18 protein-coding genes are annotated in these 21,796 nt (G+C 57.1%); 13 read left to right on the forward strand and 5 right to left on the reverse strand.

The window, feature by feature from the left end:
* Nucleotides 1-196 precede the first annotated feature (196 nt).
* Nucleotides 197-1,846: a chaperonin GroEL gene (gene groL, locus LW884_02395; GenBank protein ID MCE3007185.1), complete on the reverse strand. Its 1,650-nt coding sequence runs from the start codon at nucleotides 1,844-1,846 to the stop codon at nucleotides 197-199.
* Nucleotides 1,847-1,915: 69 nt separating this feature from the next.
* Nucleotides 1,916-2,191 carry a co-chaperone GroES gene (locus LW884_02400; protein MCE3007186.1) on the reverse strand — a complete coding sequence of 92 codons (276 nt, stop codon included), beginning with the start codon at nucleotides 2,189-2,191 and terminating at the stop codon, nucleotides 1,916-1,918.
* 408 nt (nucleotides 2,192-2,599) lie between these two features.
* On the opposite strand from LW884_02400, the gene LW884_02405 reads away from it, so the two are divergent.
* The 4 genes from LW884_02405 to fabD all read left to right on the forward strand — a co-directional run bounded on the left by LW884_02405 (nucleotide 2,600) and on the right by fabD (nucleotide 7,919).
* Entirely contained in the window at nucleotides 2,600-5,497 is a 2,898-nt protein-coding gene (locus LW884_02405) for a gliding motility-associated C-terminal domain-containing protein (protein MCE3007187.1), read from the forward strand.
* An 8-nt stretch (nucleotides 5,498-5,505) separates the two neighbouring features.
* Complete coding sequence (locus tag LW884_02410) at nucleotides 5,506-6,108, forward strand: riboflavin synthase (GenBank protein ID MCE3007188.1); 603 nt, start codon at nucleotides 5,506-5,508, stop codon at nucleotides 6,106-6,108.
* 91 nt (nucleotides 6,109-6,199) lie between these two features.
* Nucleotides 6,200-6,976: a 5'/3'-nucleotidase SurE gene (surE, locus tag LW884_02415; GenBank protein ID MCE3007189.1), complete on the forward strand. Its 777-nt coding sequence runs from the start codon at nucleotides 6,200-6,202 to the stop codon at nucleotides 6,974-6,976.
* Nucleotides 6,977-7,028: 52 nt separating this feature from the next.
* Nucleotides 7,029-7,919, forward strand: a complete 891-nt coding sequence (fabD, locus tag LW884_02420) for an ACP S-malonyltransferase (protein ID MCE3007190.1) — start codon at nucleotides 7,029-7,031, stop codon at nucleotides 7,917-7,919.
* Nucleotides 7,920-8,174: 255 nt separating this feature from the next.
* On the opposite strand, the gene LW884_02425 is transcribed toward fabD, so the two are convergent.
* On the reverse strand, nucleotides 8,175-9,479 hold the full coding sequence (locus LW884_02425; protein MCE3007191.1) for a replication-associated recombination protein A: 1,305 nt from the start codon (nucleotides 9,477-9,479) through the stop codon (nucleotides 8,175-8,177).
* Nucleotides 9,480-9,539: 60 nt separating this feature from the next.
* Nucleotides 9,540-10,574: an ABC transporter permease gene (locus tag LW884_02430; GenBank protein MCE3007192.1), complete on the reverse strand. Its 1,035-nt coding sequence runs from the start codon at nucleotides 10,572-10,574 to the stop codon at nucleotides 9,540-9,542.
* A 148-nt stretch (nucleotides 10,575-10,722) separates the two neighbouring features.
* Here LW884_02430 and LW884_02435 point away from each other — a divergent pair, with 148 nt between their 5' ends.
* From LW884_02435 to LW884_02465, 7 genes are all read left to right on the forward strand, one after another.
* A complete protein-coding gene (locus LW884_02435) occupies nucleotides 10,723-12,141 on the forward strand; it encodes a Mur ligase domain-containing protein (GenBank protein MCE3007193.1) in 1,419 nt (472 codons plus the stop codon).
* A gap of 32 nt (nucleotides 12,142-12,173) precedes the next feature.
* A complete protein-coding gene (gene plsY / locus LW884_02440) occupies nucleotides 12,174-12,797 on the forward strand; it encodes a glycerol-3-phosphate 1-O-acyltransferase PlsY (protein ID MCE3007194.1) in 624 nt (207 codons plus the stop codon).
* Entirely contained in the window at nucleotides 12,790-13,926 is a 1,137-nt protein-coding gene (gene tgt, locus LW884_02445; protein MCE3007195.1) for a tRNA guanosine(34) transglycosylase Tgt, read from the forward strand. The genes plsY and tgt overlap by 8 nt, the downstream gene beginning before the upstream one ends.
* Nucleotides 13,927-14,104: 178 nt before the next feature.
* The gene (locus LW884_02450) at nucleotides 14,105-14,938 is read left to right on the forward strand and encodes a phosphate ABC transporter substrate-binding protein (protein ID MCE3007196.1); all 834 of its coding nucleotides are present in this window, start codon (nucleotides 14,105-14,107) and stop codon (nucleotides 14,936-14,938) included.
* A gap of 41 nt (nucleotides 14,939-14,979) precedes the next feature.
* Nucleotides 14,980-16,746, forward strand: a complete 1,767-nt coding sequence (locus LW884_02455) for an ATP-binding protein (protein MCE3007197.1) — start codon at nucleotides 14,980-14,982, stop codon at nucleotides 16,744-16,746.
* Nucleotides 16,743-17,150 (forward strand): response regulator, encoded by a 408-nt coding sequence (locus tag LW884_02460; GenBank protein ID MCE3007198.1) that lies wholly within the window; start codon nucleotides 16,743-16,745, stop codon nucleotides 17,148-17,150. The genes LW884_02455 and LW884_02460 overlap by 4 nt, the downstream gene beginning before the upstream one ends.
* Before the next feature lie 34 nt (nucleotides 17,151-17,184).
* Nucleotides 17,185-18,840: a SpoIIE family protein phosphatase gene (locus tag LW884_02465; GenBank protein MCE3007199.1), complete on the forward strand. Its 1,656-nt coding sequence runs from the start codon at nucleotides 17,185-17,187 to the stop codon at nucleotides 18,838-18,840.
* A gap of 147 nt (nucleotides 18,841-18,987) precedes the next feature.
* Here the strand turns inward: LW884_02465 and LW884_02470 are convergent, their stop codons facing one another.
* On the reverse strand, nucleotides 18,988-20,163 hold the full coding sequence (locus LW884_02470; protein MCE3007200.1) for a formimidoylglutamase: 1,176 nt from the start codon (nucleotides 20,161-20,163) through the stop codon (nucleotides 18,988-18,990).
* 14 nt (nucleotides 20,164-20,177) lie between these two features.
* Between LW884_02470 and LW884_02475 the strand changes: the two genes are divergently transcribed.
* Together LW884_02475 and thiS are read left to right on the forward strand one after the other, a co-directional pair.
* Nucleotides 20,178-21,164, forward strand: coding sequence for an NAD-dependent epimerase/dehydratase family protein (locus LW884_02475; GenBank protein MCE3007201.1), 987 nt, complete (start codon nucleotides 20,178-20,180; stop codon nucleotides 21,162-21,164).
* Entirely contained in the window at nucleotides 21,142-21,354 is a 213-nt protein-coding gene (thiS, locus tag LW884_02480) for a sulfur carrier protein ThiS (GenBank protein MCE3007202.1), read from the forward strand. Before LW884_02475 ends, thiS begins: the two co-directional genes overlap by 23 nt.
* Nucleotides 21,355-21,796: the final 442 nt, after the last annotated feature.

A 21,796-nucleotide genomic window follows, 5' to 3' on the forward strand; every position in this document is an offset into this window, starting at 1 on the left:
TCTGTATGGAATACGGGATTTTGGCAAGCTACCAGCAATATTTTCAAACAGGTCTGTCTTTGCTGGCAGGCACCCCCTCCGGCTAAGCCTGCTGGCAAGTTCCGGATCGGATTTGGGGTCGAAATGGGCTACTTACACAAAAAAAGAGAGCCCTCTACAGGCTCTCTTTTTTGCATGTGCACGAAGCGAAGCGGGCTTACATACCCATGCCCATGCCGCCCATATCGGGCATAGCGGGGGCTTTTTCCTCTTCGGGTTCGTCGGTTATTACGCACTCAGTGGTTAGCAGCAGGCCGCTGATGCTGGCTGCATTCTCCAGGGCGGTGCGGGTTACCTTGGTGGGGTCTACCACACCGGCAGCTACCAGATCCTCAAACTGCTCGGTACGGGCGTTGAAGCCTTCGTTGCCCTTGGCATTGCGCACGCGCTCCAGGATAACGGCACCTTCCAGTCCGGCGTTGCCTACAATGATACGCAGGGGTTCCTCCAGTGCGCGGCGCACGATGCTTACACCTATGCCTACATCGCCTTTCAGCAGATCGTCGTGGATGCCACCACGGCCTTTTTCCAGCGCAGAGATGGCACGTACCAAGGCCGTACCGCCACCCGCCACGATGCCTTCTTCTACAGCGGCACGGGTAGCATGCAGGGCATCGTCTACACGATCTTTCTTCTCCTTCATGGCTACCTCTGTGGCTGCACCTACGTACAGCACGGCTACACCGCCACTCAGCTTGGCCAGTCGTTCATTCAGCTTCTCCTTGTCGTACTCGCTGGTGGTGCTTTCTATCTGTGCCTTTATCTGGTTTACGCGGGCTTGGATGTCATTGGCCTGTCCCTTGCCATCTACAATCGTGGTGTTGTCTTTGTCGATGGAAACACGGGCAGCAGTACCCAGCATATCCAGCGTAGTAGCTTCCAGCTTGTAGCCACGCTCTTCGCTGATTAGCTGTCCACCTGTCAGGATGGCAATGTCTTCCAGCATAGCCTTGCGGCGATCGCCAAAGCCGGGGGCTTTTACGGCGGCAATCTTCAGGCTACCACGCAGCTTGTTTACTACCAGCGTAGCCAGGGCTTCGCCGTCTACGTCTTCGGCCACGATCAGCAGCGGGCGGCTGGTGCGCACTACCGACTCGAGCACAGGTAGCAGATCCTTCATGTTGCTGATCTTCTTGTCGTAGATCAGGATGAAGGGATCTTCCAGCTCCACGGTCATTTTCTCGCTGTTCGTTACAAAGTAGGGCGAGATGTATCCACGGTCGAACTGCATACCCTCTACCACTTCGCTGTAGGTCTCCAGCCCTTTGGCTTCTTCTACGGTTATTACACCGTCTTTGCCTACTTTCTCCATGGCTTCGGCTATCAGCTTGCCTATTTCCTCGTCGCCGTTGGCACTCAGGGTAGCTACTTGGGCTATCTCCTTGCTGTCCTTTATGGGCTTGCTTTGCTTTTTCAGCTCGGCTACTACCACTTTGGTTGCCTCGTCTATGCCGCGCTTGATGTCCATAGGGTTGGCACCAGCGGTTACGTTTTTCAGTCCCTCGCGGTAGATGGCTTGGGCCAGTACGGTGGCGGTAGTGGTACCATCACCTGCAATGTCATTGGTGCGGCTGGCTACCTCTTTCACCATCTGTGCACCCATGTTTTCGATCTGGTCCTTCAGCTCGATCTCCTTGGCCACCGTTACGCCGTCCTTGGTTACACTGGGTGCGCCAAACTTCTTGTCAATAACCACATTGCGACCACGTGGGCCCAGGGTTACTTTTACGGCGTTTGCCAGTGCGTCTACGCCTTTTTTCAGTTTCTCGCGTGCATCGCGATCGTACTTGATGATTTTTCCTGCCATTTTTTTAGGTGTTTTAGAGAAATTTTGAGTTTGTACTTTGTACTTTTTTCAGGTAGCTACCGGGTACTGCTAGATAACTGCGTACAGGTCGCTTTCGCGCATAATCAGGTAATCTTTACCTCCAATGCTTACCTCCGTACCGCTGTATTTACCATACAGTACGCTGTCGCCTACCTTTACCGTGGTGGGCTCATCCTTTTTGCCGGGTCCTACGGCCACTACCTTGCCCTTTTGGGGTTTTTCTTTGGCTGTGTCGGGGATGATGATGCCGCCAGCGGTTTTTTCTTCGGCAGGGGCGGGCTCTACTACCACGCGGTCTGCCAGTGGGTTGATGTTAAGAGACATAATTTGCTAAGCTTAAAAGTAAAATGAAGATTAACAGAGCGCACCGGAGCAATATTGGTGCCAAAATGATTTTTCGGCCAAAGTGACAGCTTCCAGGTAGCAGTGCTGCCAGATTGCCTAGGCTTCCTGACAGGATCGATGACCGACTGACAGTACCCAGGGAAAAAGAATTGTAGTGCTGAGAAAACGAGGGGGCGGGTACCGATACTGGAGGCACCCGCAGCACCGACCAAAGACTGAAAATGGGTACCAGAAACGATCTTCGCGCGAATCTGACATAAAGCACTGCTTTTCATGCACTTAGCATGCCGGCTCACATGGCCGGATGGTTCAGGCTAAGGATTTCTTCCATTTTGCCGGAATAAAATCGTCCAACTTGCGTTTAGGCATTGTGTGTAAATTTGTGTGATGCATAGCAGGCTCCCGCTTTATTTCTTCTTTTTCATCACGCTAATCCCGCTTGTGGCGCTGGGCAGCCACAATCTGGCGGGCCAGATCTATGCCCAGCGGGTGCGGAGTGTAGACCCCACGGCAAACAGCAACCTGTACGAGATTGTACTGACTACTTATACGGACCCCGCCCCACGTGGGGTAGACCGCTGCCAGGCAATCATTGAAGTATGGAGCCTGGATGGCAACGGGCAGCTGAAGAAGGTGGCAGACCTGGGCCCCATAAACCGCGAGAACGGGCAGCCCCGCGCCTGCGACCTGGACCCCGGCACGGCCTTCATCCCCAATGGCGTATCGGTGCGCGGCACCATCAAGCGGAATATATACCGTACCCGGTTCCTCTTCCCGGGCCCGGGGCGCTATGTGCTGCGCTACTACGACGTGGCCCGGAATGCCAGCATACGCAATATGGATAACAGCGGTGCCACGGCTTTCTTTGTAGAAACCATGGTGCTGAACAGCCCCATTACCCCCAATACCTCGCCCGAGCTGCTGAATGAGCCCTTGGACGATGCCTGCACCCGCCGCCTGTGGACGCACAACCCGGCAGCCTACGATGCCGACGGAGACATACTGCGCTATAGCCTGATACCCAACCAGCAGTATGACCCAACGGGGGGAATTATCTTCCCCACCGTAGTGCAGAATTATCGTTTCCCCAATGAATTTGGCGGCAGCTTCACGATAGACCCCGACCTGGGCCTGGTAAGCTGGAACACCCCCCAGCAAGTAGGGATCTACAACATTGCCATCCGGATAGAGGAATTCCGAAATGGGGTGCTGATTGGCTATGTCATTCGGGACATGGCCATATTTGTGAATCCCTGTAACAACAACCCGCCCGAGATACGCGCCCTGCGCGATACCTGCATCCTGCCGGGGGTAAACCTCTCATTCGAGATAGAAGCGCGGGACCCCGATGGAGACATCCCCACGGTGCAAGATTATAGCCGAGACAGTGTGTACCTGTACCTGAACAACGGCGCACAGGGCAATAACGGCCCATTCCAGCTGGCCAATGGACCCGCTACCATGAGTCCGCCGGAGTCTTCCTTCCCACTTCGCTACCCAAATCCGAGCGGCTTCTTCAACACAGCTCCCTCCGACCCGCCCAACCGACCCGGCATAGATCCCGCCACCATTCCGCCCGATCCGGTGTTTAACTGGACCCCTCTGTGTGAGCACATACGCAGCCAGCCCTATCGGGTAGACTTTTATGCGCATGATAACCTGGGCAATGATCCCACCCTGGCGGCCAACCACATTACCACCATCAAGGTAGTGGCCCCACCACCCCGAAACCTGGTAGTAACCCCCGGGCCCCGCCAGCTACAGCTGGCCTGGCAGCCCACCAGCTGCACCAATGCCACGGGCTACAACATCTACCGGGCCCTGGACAGCAATGCCAGCTATGTGGACACGGTATGCTGCGATGACGCGCTAACCGGCTATGAACTGATAGGCACCACCAATGGCTGGAACCAGACCAGCTTTGTGGACAACAACAACGGGGCGGGCCTGGTGTTTCGCAGCCAGTACTGCTACCGCGTTACAGCCCGATACCCTGCCAGTATAGAGAGCTGCCCCTCGAACATAGACTGCGAAAAGATACAGCGAAATATGCCCATCATGCTGATTGACAGCATAGACTTTACCGATGCCAATGTGGGGCAGGTAAAAGTAGCCTGGCAGTCGCCAGACCTGCGCCTGATCGATCCCGTATTCTTCCCCACCCCCTACACCTACACCCTGGAGCACAGCAGCAGCCAGAACCCCGGCAGCTTTGCTACCGTGGCACAGGGCCTTGCCTTTGCCGACACCCGCTACCTGGACCTGCCCCGAAATACCCTGGACCAGGGGCACCTGTACCGGGTGCGCATGTTCGACGCTACGGGCAATGAGGTGGAAGTGTCTGACCAAGCCACCAGCATCTTCCTCCAGACCGTTGGCCAGCAGGATGCCATCCGGCTGATATGGCGCGAAAACGTGCCCTGGACCAACTTTGAATATGAAATATGGCGGCAAGACCCCGGCGAAACAACCTATAACCGAATTGCCACCGTGACGGAGCCCGCCACGCGTGTAAATGGCTCCATCAACGAACATACCTACCTGGATACCGACCCGAAGACCCTGACCGATGCCACCATCGACAACACCTACTGCTACTACATCCTGGGCAGGGGCAGCTACTTCATCCCGGGTGTACGAGACAACCTGGTAAACGCCTCGCAGATACGCTGCGACGAGCCGATAGATACCATCCCCCCCTGCCTGCCCCCCGCCGAGGAGATAAGCATAACGGGAGACTGCGATGATTTTTCGGTGGAGATAAACTGGACCCAGCCAGAATTTGCCTGTGCGCCCGACCTCGCGTTCTTCCGCCTGTACTATGCGCCCAAGCCCGGCCTGCCCTATGTGCAGATCTGGCAAAGTGCCGATGCCAATGCCCGCCGCTACCGAGCCACAGACCCCGACCAGCAGGGCCTGGGCGGCTGCTACGCCCTGACAGCCGTAGATACGCGCGGAAATGAAAGCGACCCAAGTGAACCCCTTTGCTTCGAAAACTGCCCCGTAGTGAAGCTGCCCAATGTCTTTACCCCCAATGGCGACGGCATCAACGACACCTTTGTACCCATAGAGGTGCGAAATGTACTGAGGCTGCGCATCCGCATCTTCAACCGATGGGGCGAGATGATGCACGAAAGCAGGGATATTGACAAGCTGTGGGAGGGAACCGCACCCAACGGGCAGCCTGCCAATGAGGGCACCTACTTCTACGTGCTGGAGGGGGCACTGAATAACTTTGCCGAAACCACCTTTGAGCGATCTGGCTCCATTACCCTTATTCGCTAGGCACCCGCATGTTTACCGGTATTATAGAGGCCCTGGGCACGATAGAGGCGATAGAACCTGTGGGCACCAACCTGCAGCTGTGGGTATCGGCCCCCTTTGTACAGGAACTGAAAATAGACCAGAGTGTGGCCCACAATGGGGTGTGCCTGACTGTGGCTGAGCTGAAGGACGGCCTATATCGGCTAGACGTAATACAGGAAAGCCTGAACCGAAGCAGCCTGGGCCTGCTACAGCCGGGCGCGAGCGTAAACCTGGAGCGATGCGTGCAGGCTGGCCAGCGCATGGACGGACACTTTGTGCAAGGGCACGTGGATACTACCGGAACCATCCAGCAGATAGAAAACCAGGACGGTAGCTGGGACGTGTGGATAAGCTACCCGCCCGAACAGGCCACCCTAATTGTGCAAAAAGGATCGGTGGCCGTAGACGGCATTAGCCTGACTGTGGCCGAGGACATGGCTGGCCGCTTCCGGCTATCGCTCATCCCCTACACCTGGCAGCACACCAATGCCCACAGCTGGCGTGTGGGCAGCCCGGTAAACCTGGAGTTTGACATCCTGGGCAAGTATCTGCACAAGCACTTCCAGCAGCTGGCACCCCGACAGGCCTAGCCGCTGGCTGCCCTACCCTACCCCAGCGACCTGCCGTCAAAGACTGCTCGAAGAATTGAGGTTTAGCCATTTTGTGCTAGCTTCGCACTACATGGCACACATACTGGTTTGTAACGACGATGGCATCTTTGCCCCAGGCATCAAGGCCCTGGTGGAGGCTGTGAAGGAATTTGGCACCTTGACCGTGGTAGCGCCCGATAGTCCGCAGAGCGGCATGGGCCACGCCATCAGCGTGGGCAAGCCCATCTGGGCAGGTGTAAGCCATGACTTTGGCCCCGATGTAAAAGCCTGGGAAACCAGCGGCACCCCAGCCGACTGTATCAAAATAGCCACCGGCCAGCTGATGGACAAGCGCCCCGACCTCATCGTATCGGGCATCAACCACGGCAGCAATAGCAGCATCAGCGTCTTCTACAGCGGCACCATGAGTGCCGCCATAGAGGGCGTACTGGAGGGCATACCCTCCATAGGCTTCAGCCTGCTGGACTACAGCATGGAGGCCGACTTCGCAGCTGCCAAGCAGGTAGTACGCACCATTGTGCGCCGCGCACTGGCCCACCGCATGCCCGAGAATGTGGCCCTGAACGTAAACATCCCCAAGCTGCCAGCTGCCGAACTGAGGGGCATCAAAATAACGCGCCAGAGTGCAGGACGCTGGGTAGAGGAGTTTGACAAACGCAAAGACCCCTATGGCCGAGACTACTACTGGCTGATGGGCCAGTTTGACCTACAGGACGACGGACAGGATACCGACGAATGGGCCCTGCGCAACGGCTACGTAAGCGTGTGCCCGGTGCAGATAGACGTAACCGCCCACCACGCACTGGCCCGCCTGAACAACTGGGAGATGAACGAGATAGAGGGATAGCGGGACAACTACTTTTTCGTCAATAAAAAAATAAAAACCTATACTAAAAGAAATGAAATCCGCCTACGTATTCCCCGGCCAGGGGAGCCAAACGCCCGGAATGGGTAAAGACCTGTACGAAGCCAGCCCCGGGGCCCGCAAGTTGTTTGCCGAAGCCGATGAGGTGCTGGGCTTCAAGATCAGCGACATTATGTTTGAGGGCACGGCCGAGGAGCTGACCCGCACGAGCGTAACGCAGCCCGCCATCTACATTCACTCCGTTATTCTGGCCCTGCTGACCGATGTGCGCAGCCGCGCCCAGATGGTGGCAGGCCACAGCCTGGGCGAGTTCAGCGCGCTGGCTGCCGCCGGTAGTCTCAGCTTTGCCGATGGCCTGCGCCTGGTGCAGCAGCGGGCCGAAGCCATGCAGCGGGCCTGCGATGAGCAGCCTAGTACCATGGCCGCCATCATAGGCCTGGAAGACGAGGCCGTGGAACAGCTATGTGCCGAGGTAGCGGGCGTAGTGGTGCCCGCCAACTACAACAGCCCCGGCCAGCTGGTTATCTCCGGCGCGGTGCCAGCTGTAGAGGCAGCCGTTGCGCTGGCTAAGGAACGGGGTGCCCGCATGGCCAAGCTGCTGACCGTAAACGGAGCTTTTCACAGCCCGCTGATGCAGAGCGCCCAGGATGCACTGGCCAAAGCCATAGAGACAACACGCTTTCAGGCACCCAGCTGCCCCATCTATCAGAACGTAACGGCCAAGGCCGAGACCGACCCGGCCCGCATACAGGCCAACCTGAATGCCCAGCTGACCGCACCCGTGCGCTGGACCCAGAGTGTGCAGGCCATGGTGGCCGATGGCGCGGGCCTGTTTGTAGAGGTAGGTCCCGGCAAGGTGCTGCAGGGGCTGGTGAAGCGCATAGCCAGCGAGGCAGAAGCACAGGGGTACAGCAGCCTTACATAGCCCCCCACCCAGAGCGGAGGCTATAGCGTAGGCGGAACAGCGCATCACCTAGTCAAAGTTGGGTGCCCTGTGTGGTATCCCCCTTCCCCAAAAAGCGGATCTGTTTTTTGGGGGTCCAAAGTTTACAATGGCCCATAGGCTGTAGAGTCATTACAGGCGGATCGGGGTACAAGCGGTGGGCACCTGCAACTCTTTCTGTGCGAGGCTGGTACCTCCGTCACCAGGGAAGTGAAATTAAACAGAGGGCTATCCCCCCTAGTATCCATACTCTTCGCCCCACTTCTGCTGCAGGAAGGCAAGGATTTCTTTTTCCTTGCCTATGGGCTTGGGGTTGTAGTAGCGCGTGCCCTCCAGTCCCTCGGGCAGGTACTGCTGGTTGCCCGCGCTGGCGGCGTAGTCGTGGCTGTATTTGTAGTCCTTGCCATAGCCCAGGTCTTTCATCATGCCGGTAGGGGCATTGCGCAGGTGCAGGGGTACGGGAGTGTTGGGCTGGCGGTGTACGGCCTGCTGTGCCTGGTTGATAGCCATATAGGCCGCGTTGCTCTTGGGGCAGGTGGCCAGGTAGGTAGCGCACTGGCTCAGGATGATGCGGCCCTCGGGCAGGCCTATGCGCTCTATGGCCTGGTAGGCAGTAGTGGCCAGCAGCAGGGCATTGGGGTTGGCGTTGCCAATGTCCTCGCTAGCCAGGATGACCATGCGGCGGGCAATAAAGCGTGGATCCTCGCCCGCCTCCAGCATACGCGCCAGCCAGTACACCGCGCCATTGGGGTCGCTGCCTCGCAGGCTCTTGATGAAGGCCGAGATAACGTCGTAGTGCTGCTCTCCGCCCTTATCATACAGCACCACCTTTTGCTGTGCCAGGGTCATTACCATTTCATTGGTAATCTGCAGGGGCTGGCTGGTGCCGGGCAGGGGGGCTGGGCTGTGGCTCAGAACCAGCTCCAGCAGGCCCAGGGCGCGTCGGCCATCTCCACCGCATAGCTGATACAGGGCCTCTAGCTCAGTCAGCTCCACGTTTCGGGCTTTCAGTTCGGGGTCGTGGGCCACTGCCTGCTGTAGCAGCTGGCGGATCTCCTCCAGGCTCAGGTGCTTCAGTACATAGGTTTGGCAGCGGCTTAGCAGAGCGGGTATCACCTCAAAGGAGGGATTCTCGGTAGTAGCCCCTACCAGGGTAACCAGTCCTTCCTCCACGGCATGCAGCAGGGCATCCTGCTGCGCTTTGTTGAAGCGGTGGATTTCGTCGATAAAAAGCAGCATACCGGGTGCCATGCGTGCTTCTTCCAGCACGGCGCGTACCTCCTTTACCCCACTCTGCACGGCACTGAGCTGCCGCAGGGGGCGCTGTAGCTGCTGTGCCAGGATGCGCACCAGGGTAGTTTTCCCCACACCGGGCGGCCCCCACAGGATCATGGAGGGCAGGCGGCCCTGATCCACCAGCAGGCGCAGCGGGGCCCCGGGGCCCACCAGATGCGTCTGGCCAATATAGCCTGCCAGGGTGCTGGGCCGTACACGATCGGCCAGCGGGGGCTGTGTGGCCGGAGAGGAAAAAGAGCTAGCCATAGCCAAAGGTAGTATCCCGGCAGGGCGAGCGCAAGTAGATTGGCACGCGTGCGTGCCAATCTACTTGCGCAGGCGGATGCGGGGGTCCAGGCGGGTGTAAAGCACATCCACCCCCTCATTGATGGCAATGAAGAGCACCGAGGTACACAGGGCCGAACCCAGCAGCAGGGGGTAGTCATTGGTCAGCAGGGCATCGATTGTAAGCTTGCCAATACCCTGCCAGTGGAAGATGTACTCAATGAAAAAGGTACCGGCCAGCAAGCTGGCCAGCCAGCCGGTCAGGCTGGTGAGCACGGGGTTCAGGCTATTGGGCAGGGCATGGCGGAGTACCACGCGCATCGGGCTAAGGCCCTTGGCACGTGCGGTGCGGATGTAGGGCTGGCGCAGGGTCTCGATCATGCTGTCGCGGCTAATCTGAAACAGGATGGCCAGTGGGCGAATCCCCAGTGTGAGTGCAGGCAGGATGAGCAGCCGCCCCTGCCAGTGGTAGCCCATGCTAAACAGGTCGGGCTCGCGTACGTAGCCGCTGCTGGGCAGCCAGCCCAGGCTGGCGCTAAAGACCCAGATGGCCAGGATGGCCACAAAAAAGCTAGGTGCCGAAATACCCACCAGGCTTACCAGCCCCAGGGCGCGGTCCCACCAGCTGCCTGGGCGGGTGCCCGCCAGGGTGCCCAGGCCAATGCCCACCAGGGCAGCAAAGGCCAGGGCCGTGAGGGCCAGTAGGGCCGTGCCGGGTAGCCGCTCCAGATACAGGGCCAGGATGGGCCGCCCACTCTGGTAGCTATGGCGCAGGTAGGGTGCCTTTAGCACCAGCCCACCCACCAGGGGCAGGTAGCGGTAGTTTCCAGTCTGGCGGGCCGCCTCGCTCAGGTAGGCCAGGGGGCTCAGGTCGTTCAGGTAGCCCAGGTATTGCTGCCACAGCGGCTGATCCAGGCCCAGCTCGGTGCGGATGTTCTCCAGGGTGGCTACATCCGCACGCTGGCCCGCTATCTGCTCTGCCGGGTCGCCCAGCAGGCCAAACAGTAGGAAAAGCAGCGTAACCACGCCCAGCAGGGTGGCCGCAGCCCGAGACAGGTGCAGGGCAAGCAAGCGCATGGGCGAAGGTAGTAAACAGAAAGACCCAATGACAGCCCGATGAGCTGGCCGAAATAAATTGGGTAGCCAGTCAGGTGGGGGCTGCTTTGCCCCATAAGTTCCACTACCCAACTAGCCCAAGGGCTGAATTGGCTATATTTGCGCGCACATGAACCAGCGTCTACATTTTATCGCGATAGGAGGCAGTGTGATGCACAACCTGGCCCTGGCCCTGCAGGACGCAGGTGCGCAGGTATCGGGCAGTGATGACGAGATACACGAGCCCGCACGGGGCAGGCTAGACCGGGCCGGCCTGCTGCCGGCAGAGATGGGGTGGCACCCGGAGCGCATAGTCCCGGGGCTGGATGCCGTCATCCTGGGTATGCACGCCCGCGAGGACAACCCCGAACTGATAAAAGCCCTGTCGCTGGGCATTCCGGTCTATTCCTTTCCCGAGTTTGTGCACCGCCACTGCCAGCACAAGCAGCGGATTGTGATAGCAGGCAGCCATGGAAAAACAACCGTAACCAGCATCATTATGCACGTGCTGCGGGGGCTGGGCCGGCAGTTTGACTACCTGGTGGGGGCTCAGCTGGAGGGGTTTGACCGCATGGTACGCCTCAGCAGCACGGCCCCCTGCATCCTGATAGAAGGAGACGAATACCAAAGCAGTGCCCTGGACCACCGGCCCAAGTTTGCACACTACGACCCCCACATCTTGGTACTCACCGGCATAGCCTGGGACCACGTAAATGTGTATCCCACCGAAGAGGAGTATCTGGCCCAGTTTGCCAACCTGCTGCAGAACCTAACCAAGGCAGGCATGTGTGTGTACAACAAGGACGATAAAACCGTGCGCGAGCTGGCCCACAAATACCTGGTCAAAGACTTCCACTTCCCCTACCCCTACACCATAGCGTACAACCCGGTGGGGCAGATCGGGTATCGCAGCAAATACACCGTAAAGAAAATATATAAGCACAAAGACGGCCATACCGACATAAAGTTGGACGGGCACCGCTTTGGCACCAGCCTCTTTGGCAAGCACAATGTGAGCAACATAGCCGCTGCCTACGAGGTGTGCAAGCTGCTGGCCGTAAGCCCGGAGGAGTTCGCCGAGCAGCTGGCCAGCTTCCGGGGTGCCGCCCTCCGCCTGCAGCGCATTCATCAGGCTGGGAACCTTACCGTGTATCGAGACTTTGCCCACGCCCCCAGCAAGGCCCACGCCACGGTGGATGCTGTGGCCGAGGCCTATAAGGGATACCAGCTGACGGCCGTGCTGGAGCTACACACCTATAGCAGCCTGAATCGGCAGTTCATAGAGCAATACCAGGGTACACTAAAAAAAGCGACCCACAAGATTGTGCTGGTAAACCAGCATGCACTGGAGCAGAAGAAGATGCCCCGGCTAACCGAGGCCGATGTGTTCCGGGCTTTTGGCGACCGGTCCATCGTGTTTGTGCAAAACCGCCAGGAGCTGGCCCAGGCTGTTCATCAGGCGCTTAGCCCCGGGCTTCCCTCCGTGCTGCTCCTTATGAGCAGTGGCACACTGGACGGATACCGCTTTGAGGCCCAAGCTGTTTATTAGTCATGGCCCATATGCTGCTTGCACTCTTACCGATGGCTTATCTGCTCGGTGCCCTGCCCTTTTCGGTCTGGATCAGTAGGTTGTTCTATCAGGATGACATCCGGCGACACGGCAGTGGCAATGCGGGTAGCACCAATATGTACCGCACCTATGGGCTGTGGGCGGGCCTCAGCACCCAGCTACTCGACATTGCCAAAGGCAGCCTGGCCGCAGCCCTGCCCCTGCTGCTGGCCCCAGGCGTTCCGGCCTGGCTAGGCCTGCAGGGCCTACAGCTAGTGCTGGGTCTCACAGCCGTGCTTGGGCATGTATACTCCGTATTTATCAAGTTTAAGGGAGGTAAGGGGGTAAACACCATGCTGGGCATGATGCTGGTGGTGGCCCCCTGGGGCTCGCTGGTGGCTATTGGGGCGTTTGCGCTGATGCTACTCAGCACCCGCATGGTATCAGTGGGCAGCATGGTAGGCGTGCTGGCATTCAATACCTGGCTGTGGCTGGCCCAGCCGGCTGGGCCCTACCTGCTACACGGGGTGGGGGCTGCGTTGTTCCTCTTTGTGGTGTATACCCATCGTAGCAATATTGTGCGCATCCGCCAGGGCAGCGAGCGCCGGATTCAGTTCTCGCGAAAATCCGGGGCCGCCCGGCCCGGCCATGGCTGAGGCACCTTTCTTCGAGCTACAGGCCACCTGCCCACTCACCGGTGCCCGGGCAGGCCTACTGCACACGGCCCATGGCAGCATAAGCACCCCCATCTTTATGCCCGTGGGTACCCAGGGCACGGTGAAGGCCCTGACCCAGGCGCAGCTGCACGAGCTGGAGGCACAGGTGATACTGGGAAACACCTACCACCTGTACCTGCGTCCGGGCCTACAGGTGCTGGAGGCAGCGGAGGGACTCCACCGCTTGATGGGCTGGAACCGGCCTATACTGACGGACAGCGGTGGCTACCAGGTGTACAGCCTGGCCGCCAACCGGAAGATCAGCGAAGAGGGTGTAGGCTTCAAAAGCCATATAGATGGCAGCAAGCACTTCTTTACACCCAAAAACGTGGTGGATAAGCAGCGCAGCATCGGCAGCGACATCCTGATGGTGCTGGATGAGTGCCCCCCCGCCCAGAGCGAACGAGGCTACCTGCTGCGTAGCCTGGCGCTTACCCACCGCTGGGCCGCCGAGGCCCGGCACTACTTCTTGCAGCAGCCCGAAACCTATGGGTATAGGCAGCACCAGTTTGGCATTGTGCAGGGGGGGGTGCTGGCCGACCTGAGGCGGCAGAGTGCGCAGGCCATTGTGGACCTGAACTTTGAGGGCAACGCCATAGGTGGCCTGAGCGTGGGCGAACCCACCGAAGAAATGTATGAAATGACCGAAGTGGTAACCGCCCTGCTACCCACACACAAGCCCCGCTACCTGATGGGGGTAGGCACCCCGGCAAACATCCTGCAGAGCATAGCCCTGGGCGTAGATATGATGGACTGCGTGCTGCCCAGCCGGAACGCCCGCCACGGCCTGCTATACTACTGGGATGGCATCCGAAACCTGAAGAACCGGCAGTATGAGCAGGACTTTGCCCCCCTGGATGCCACCAGCCAGCTGCCCGCCGATGCCTATAGCCGGGCCTATGTGCGCCACCTCTTCAAGGCGCAGGAGTACCTGGCCCTCACCCTGGCCACAGCCCACAACCTGCACTTCTACCTCCGCCTGGTAGGCGAGGCCCGCCGCCACATCCTGGCTGGTAGCTTTGCTGGCTGGTACCGCAGTGCGCTGGCCCAGCTGGAGCAGCGCCACTAGCTGGTGAAAATCGGGCATTCCCCCCCTAACAAAATCTACCAGAATAAAGAGGCCCAAAAACCCGCATCACCTGTATGGATATTGATAGGTGAAACACGCATTGTTTACATAATCATAACCCATCCTACGCTGTCTGGTAAACCTTCTGCAGCAAATTTGGCCCGAAGATTTACTACACATGCGCAGGCATTACCATTTGTACCTAATTCTGGCGGCCCTGGCGGTAGTGGGCTGCAAACGTCATCCGGACTATGTGCTGATCCGGGGAAGCGAAACGATACTGCCCGTGGCCTGGAAACTGGCCGACCGGTTTACCGAACTGGACACCATGCCAGACCTGTCTGCCATAGGTGGGGGCAGCGGAAGTGGCATAGCCGCACTGATCTCGGACAGTGCAGACATTGCCATGAGCAGCCGGCCAATACAGGAGCACGAGCGATTGAAGATCCGGGAAAAAGGATACAATCTAAAGGAATGTGTGGTGGGACTGGACGCACTTGCCCTGGTTGTAAACAAGAACAATCCCATCGACAGCATAAGTATTGACGCTGTGAAGTCAATCTTCACGGGCAAGATCTACAGCTGGCACGACCTGGGGGGCGAAGAAGCAGAGATAATAGCCTACAAGCGGCCCGAAAGCAGTGGAACCCAATCTTTCTTTAGCGAGGTGGTGCTAGAAAATGCACCCCTTGCCGATATGGAAACCCTGGAGCAAAACGCACAGATTGTAGACCATGTAAGCGCAAACCCCCATGCCATAGGCTACATTGGCATAGCCTATGTAGACACGGCCCTGGTAAAGCCCCTGAGCATCTACAGTGGCAAGCTGCCCGCCGTGGCCCCCAGCATCGAACGAATCTCTGCCGGAGACTATCCCTGGACACGAAAACTGTACTTCTATTATGCAGCCGAGAACGAGGACCGGGTGGGGAAAGTGATTCAATACGTCGAGTCTGAAGCAGGCAGAAAATTGGTAGAAAAAGTGGGCTACCTCGCCGTACAGAAACAGTAAAATACAATAAAAATTACGGACCCTACCATACGGATCATGCCATGAAGATTACAAATCCATCCAGGCGCCTTACCATCAATTACCTGCTCTCCCTGCTCATTATCCTGGCGCTGGTGGGCACCAGTCAGTACCTGGTTCGTTCTTCGCTGGACAAACAGGTTAGCGACGGCGCACTGATAAACGCGGGTGCCAAGCAGGTATACCTGAGCCAGCAGCTGGTAAAGCAGGTACTCGTGCTACAGCAAACGAAGACAGAAAAACAGCAGGCTGACCTTGTGGAGACAATGGAGGCCACCCGTGCACGGTGGAACCAAACCCATCATCAACTATCCGAAGGCCTGGCAACCCAAAAGCTGGCAGGCAGCAACGAGGGTGAGATCATCCGAGGCATGTACAGCGCCATCGAGTATGCCCAGAGCCAGATCAACGCCTCGGTGGAACAGATCGTGTATGCGCACAAGAATGGGAAGCTGGATACGGTGCTAGCTGTGGCTGGCCGAACCCTGCTGGATAATGAAGACCGATATGCCACCGGTATGGACCGAATCGTTTACCAATACGCACTGGAGGCCAAGGAAAAGGTAAAGACCACCGAACAGACCCAGATCTTGCTCTTTATCGCTATCGTGATTACGCTGGTATTGATCGCCCTGCTGGTCTTTCGCCCGGCTGTGCGGCGCATACAGGAGGACGTGAAAATACTGAACCAAACCTACCAGAACCTGGAAAACCAGAAGGCCAAACTGGAGCAGGCATACACCGAGCTAAAAAGCACGCAGGAGCAGCTGGTGCAAAGCGAGAAAATGGCAGCACTGGGCCAGCTGATCGCCGGCATTGCGCACGAAATAAACACGCCCCTTGGCGCAATTCATGCCAGCAATGGCACCCTGGCTAAAAGTGTAGACGGCCTGGTGCATGACCTGCCCGAGATAGGGCGCGCCATGACCCCCGTGCAGCAGGCACAGTTTCATACACTTATAGAGCTAAGCAAGAGTGCAAATAATGACCTGAGCAGCCGGGAAGAGCGCCAGATAAAGAAAGATCTTCAGCAAAAACTGGAGGATCTGGAAGTAAAAAATGCACCCGTACTGGCAAGAGAACTGGTGAAGATAGGCCTGCATGCAGATAACCTGGCAGAGGTGCAAGATGCATTTGCATCGCCCGAATCTGAGCGGATGATACATACGGCCGGCACCGTGGGCAAGATGCGTATGCACATGCAATACATTGACCTGGCAGTGTCAAAAATGCAGAAGATCGTCTTTGCCCTGAAGACCTATAACCACCGCCAGATCCATGACGAGCCCATACTGGCCGACCTGAACAAAAACATGGAAGCCGTGCTGGTAATCTACCACAACCAGCTAAAGTATGGCATAGAGCTGGAGAAAAACCTACAGCCAGACCTGCCCGAAACCTTCTGCTGGCCGGATGAGCTGAACCAAGTGTGGACAAACCTGATACACAACAGCATACAGGCCATGGACGGTAAGGGCACCATGCGCATTGGCACCCAGCTTTCGGCAGATGGGCAGTGGATAGAAGTAGAGGTCACAGACTTTGGCCCTGGAATCCCACCCGAGGTGCAAGCACGCATGTGGGAGGCATTCTATACCACCAAGCCCGCCGGCGAGGGCAGTGGGATGGGCCTGGATATTGTGCGAAAAATCATAACCAAGCACGGCGGAGAGATACAGGTAGATAGCCATCCTGGAAAAACCACCTTCAGGGTACGAATACCTCACCGGCCTACGTTAGCAAGTACATACGCGCAACAGCAAGAACACTCCTTTGTCGAAATATCATGATTAAACGAGCCATTCTGTGTGTAGATGACGAGAAAATGGTGCTAGACAACCTCCTGGACCAGCTCGAAAACACCTTCGGGGATACATTTGAGTACGAGGTGGCAGAAAGTGCCGAAGAAGCCTGGGAAGTGATAGAGGATCTTGTTTCGGATGGATTTGAGATGGTCCTCGTCATTAGCGACTGGCTGATGCCACGGGTAAAGGGCGATACTTTTCTGATTGAGCTACACGCAAAGTATCCGCAGACAGTAACCATTATGCTCACCGGCCAGGCCGAACAGGACGCGGTACTTAATGCGAAGAACAACGCTAATCTGTTTGCCTATATACAAAAACCCTGGAACGAGGAGGACCTGATGGAACGGGTAAATATAGCCTTTTCACAACTTGGTATTACTGTATAGGCATACCGAATCACATGCTTATTTATAAGTTTAAATGAAAAAATGCACCATACTGTGTGTAGACGACGAAAAAATGATCCTGGATAATCTGGAGGATCAGATACGGCAGCGCATGGGCGAAGAGTTTGATATAGAAATTGCTGAGAGTGGAGCTGAGGCATTAGAAATAATGGAGGAATTGGAGGCCGATGGGCGGCCACTAGCTGCTATTATTTCCGACCAGATGATGCCCGTAATGAAAGGAGATGAGTTCCTGATAGAGGCGCACCGCAGACTGCCCGATACACCAAAAATCCTGCTGACAGGTCAGGCAGACCTGGAGGCAATACAGAACGCAATAAACAACTCAAAGCTATACCGATACATAAGCAAGCCCTGGGAGGCCCATGACCTGATGATGACGGTAGAGGAGGCTGCGCGCAGCTACCTGCAGCATATACAACTGCTGGAGTACAACGAGCTACTCCGGGCACTCAACCGCGCAAGCCAGGAGATATCCGGAGAAATGAACCTGAACATACTGGTAGAAAAACTGATAACTAGCACCATAAAAAATACCGGTGCGCAGAAGGGCTACCTGGTGATGAAGCGAGACGGCGAACTGATGATAGAGGCCGTAAGCAGTATACTGGAAGTAGAGGCGAGCAGACTAAAGCAAGAGCTTGTTATAAATCGGAGCTTCGTAACACAGAATATCCTGGAAAAAATCAACATCACACTCAACTCTCTAGACTCGAACTACCACAGAATGGCCAGCCCGATATCCAACAAGGGGAAGCATATTGGCTATGTGTATGTAGAGTCGAGCGAGCAGGAGAAATACTTCGACAGACACCAGCGCGAGGTACTGGAGATGCTGGCATCTCAGGCAGCTATTTCGCTGGAAAATGCAAGCCTATACCGAAATCTGGAATTAAAGAATCAGGATATTCTGGATAGCATTGCCTATGCACGCCGGATACAGATGGCTATTATGCCCCAGATTTCCCTGCTGCAAGATGCCTGGCCCAGGTCATTTGTACAGTATAAGCCGAAGGCCATTGTAAGCGGAGATTTCTACTGGTTTTCTAAAAAAGAAGACCATCTTCTTGTAGCAGCAGTAGACTGCACGGGGCATGGCGTTCCGGGTGCTTTTATGAGTGTGATGGGCAGCAATTTTCTGAACCAGATTGTGAATGATTATTCCATCTATAATCCAGACACCATTCTGCGTATTCTTGACAGCAAGGTGAGAGACGGCCTTAATCAATATGAAGTAAAAAACGGATACAATCAGGATGGAATGGATATTGCGCTTATCTCAATCCATCTGCCCAGCAGAAAAGTGCAGTATAGTGGTGCCCGACGCCCTCTTTATTTACTCAGAGACGAAGAAATCGTTGAGTTTTCGGGCACAAAAGCCAGCATAGGAGAAAGACGGGAGGAAAAAGAGGAATCGGTAGCATTTCCGGCACATGAATTCAAGGCCAAACCTAAAGATCGCGTCTATCTGTTTTCAGACGGCTTTGTAGACCAGTTTGGTGGAGTCAAAGGCAAAAAATTTGGACGTAAACGTTTCCAGAAACTACTACTGGAAACGGGCGGCAACAGTATAGATGCCCAACTGCACCTGATAGACCAGGCAAGCATAGACTGGCAGGGCGAGCAGGAGCAGACAGACGATATTCTGCTGATTGGTTTGGAATTTTAGGCTCCTGAAAGCTACGATACACCTGCCTACCCAGCCACTAGGCGGGCTGCAGGTACCCGCCCCCTGCTCCAGGGTTATGAGTCCGGGTACGCCGTGGGGCCAGACGGCTTTGACTAGGGTTTTGGCTCGTGTCGTACCGGGCGAGCCCTATCCGCGGTACTGTGCCTTCCACCAGCGGTCGGGGATTTCGCCCGCCAGTGCCTGGCTATAGTCAGCCTCGGCACAGGGCACCAGGCTTGGGCGCCGGTGTGTCGTGCCTGGCTGCTCTACCAGCACCTCCATCCACCAGCGCTCGCTAGCCTCGTGCTTGTAGAAGAGGATCTCTGGCACACTCCAGTCGTCTAGCGGCACCCGGTAGCGCCTCAGGTTGCTGCGGTCGGGCACGGGGCGGTCCTCTATCCGGTTGTAGTACCCCTCTATAAAGTACCAGGCTAGCAGGGCGGCCAGGGTGCTGGTTTGTAGCCGGTGGTCGTGCACGGGGTTTACCTCGCACAGGTGCAGCAGGTGGGGGTGGTAGCCCATGCCTGCATAGCGTGCCAGCTGGCAGGCCTCCTCTGCACTCAGGCCCGCAGGCTGGCTATTGCTGGCTGCGGGTGCATCGGCCAGGCGGATGGCGCTCAGGTCATAGCTCACCATGTGTGCGGTACGCAGCAGTGGCTCGGCCAGGCGCAGGTCTGCCTTCAGCTCGCCTATCCGCAGTATGTCGTAGTTCAGCTGCTGCATGGCATTGCGCTCCGTCTCGCTTACCAGGTGGTTTTGTGCACCTATCACGGAGAAATGGTGCAGGTAATTAGGCTCATGCGTCAGGATTGCGTGGTTCACGCTCTCGTTTGTCAGTGCTACCTCGCTATCCCATATATCCAGTCGGGCATCTATGGCCACCAGGTCTACCTGCTGCTCGGCCTGCTCAAAGCCACGGTACAGGCCGTAGCTCAGGTCTTGCGTGCCTCCTATTACCATTAGGGTCTTGCCCCGCTTCAGGATGGCGTGGGCCACAAACTGCAGGGCATCCTGCACCTCCTCTGGCTCGGCCTTCTGTACCAGGTTTCCCAGGTCGCATATCTTTAGCGCGCGCGGCGCACTCAGCTGGTACAGGCGGTCGCGTATCTGGTCTGCCGCCCGCGCACAGCCTCTATCATCGGCAGAACCGCGGTCTTCGCGTATGCCAAAGAGCACCAGGTCTGCCTGGGTCCAATCCGGGAAGGCGGTAACAAACTTTTGCGTCAGGTTTCCCAGCGCATGCGGGTTTGGGCGGAATCGCGGATCGAACAGTTCGGGATTTAGCGCGTCGAAAAAGAAGGAGATGTCCATACCTTTGTGCAAACGTACGCAACTCGATGATACTGGTAACCGGTGCTACGGGCTTTCTGGGCCTCCATGTGGTAGAAGATTTACTCAGGCACGGGTACAAGGTGCGGGTACTTGTGCGTAACCCACTCCACCCCCGCCTGGCCAGCGTGCGAGACCGCGTAACACTGGTGGAGGGAGACCTGCTAGATATCTCTAGCCTGGAGGTAGCACTGCGTGATATATCGGGCATTGTGCACGCGGCAGCACAGGTAAGCTTTTACCGCCCCTACCACCGGCAGATGGAACAGGTGAACCAAACTGGCACTGCCCGACTGGTGAATATGGCGCTGGAGATGGGTGTGGCCCGGCTGGTGTATGTAAGCAGCATAGGCGCCCTGGGTCCGGCAGATAAAAACGGCATCATCCATGAGGACTGCAAGTGGGTGCCAGGCCTGCCTGGTACCCGGTACGGCTATACCAAATATCTGGGTGAGCTGGAGGTGCACCGGGGCGTGGCCGAGGGGCTAGAGGCAGCCATCGTGAACCCCAGCCTGATCATAGGCCCGGGCGACTGGGCACAGGGCAGCCCGGCACTCATACACCGCATAGCCAAGGGCATGCGGCTGTACCCGCCCGGCACAAATGGATTTGTGGGCGTGTGGGATGCAGCCAGGGCCGCACGCCTGCTACTGGAGAGCAATGTGCGAAGGGGCGAACGCTATGTGCTGAACAGCGAGAACCTGAGTTTCCGCGACTTCTTTGGCCGTGTAGCCGCCGAGCTGGGCAAGCCCGCACCCAAGTGGGTGGTGCCCCGCAGGCCCGCTATGGCCTACGGCTACCTAAATGAGCTAGCAGCCCACCTAAGGGGTACGCACCCACTCATAACCCTGGAAAGCGCACGCACGAGCGGCGGTTTACGCAGGTTCAGCAGTGCACGCTTCCAGCGGGATTTTGGTTTTGTCTTTGAGCGGATGGACACTGTTATCCGCCGTACCGTAGAAGCGTATCGGAATGAAACTACATATCAACGGTAACCCTAAGGAGGTGGCCGAAACCAGCCTGCCCCTGGATACCTACCTGCTACAGTATGAGGGGATAACCCCAGATGCCAGGGGGATAGCCGTAGCTATAAACGGCCAAGTGGTGCCCAGGGGACAATGGGCCAGCCGGACGCTGGCAGAAGGCGACCGGCTGGAAGTAGTGCGGGCCTTTCAGGGGGGCTAGTCGAGCGGACGGAGCATGCTGCTGCCTACCCCACCGATTCAAATAGGCAGAATCCTGCTTAGGCTACCTGAAGCTAACGGATGCTGACGAGCACAGGTCCCTGCCCAGAAAGATGCCAAGTACGCTGCCAGACACAAGACTACCTGTTCGAAGCCGCGGTGCGGCTACTGGTGCGCCCGCCTATGTCTTGGTCTAAGTCGTGGTTCCACAATTGGTAGTAGTTGCGGCCGACCCAGATGCGGTTTACCTGGTCGATGCCGATCCTGCTGCTGCCATATAGATGGAGTTCGCTCTAGCGGTAGGTGGCACTACCCGTGCGGGGATTTGCTGCTAACACGCCCGGCGGGCAAACCCAAACAGGCGTGCGCTACCCCTTTTCATCCAATAGTCGCCAAAACCGCTTCTCCAATGTGTCTGTCAGCCCAATTAAATAGCGCGTAAC

The sequence above is a fragment of the Bacteroidota bacterium genome (assembly GCA_021300195.1).
In the GTDB taxonomy this organism is placed as follows: Bacteria; Bacteroidota; Bacteroidia; order J057; family JAJTIE01; genus JAJTIE01.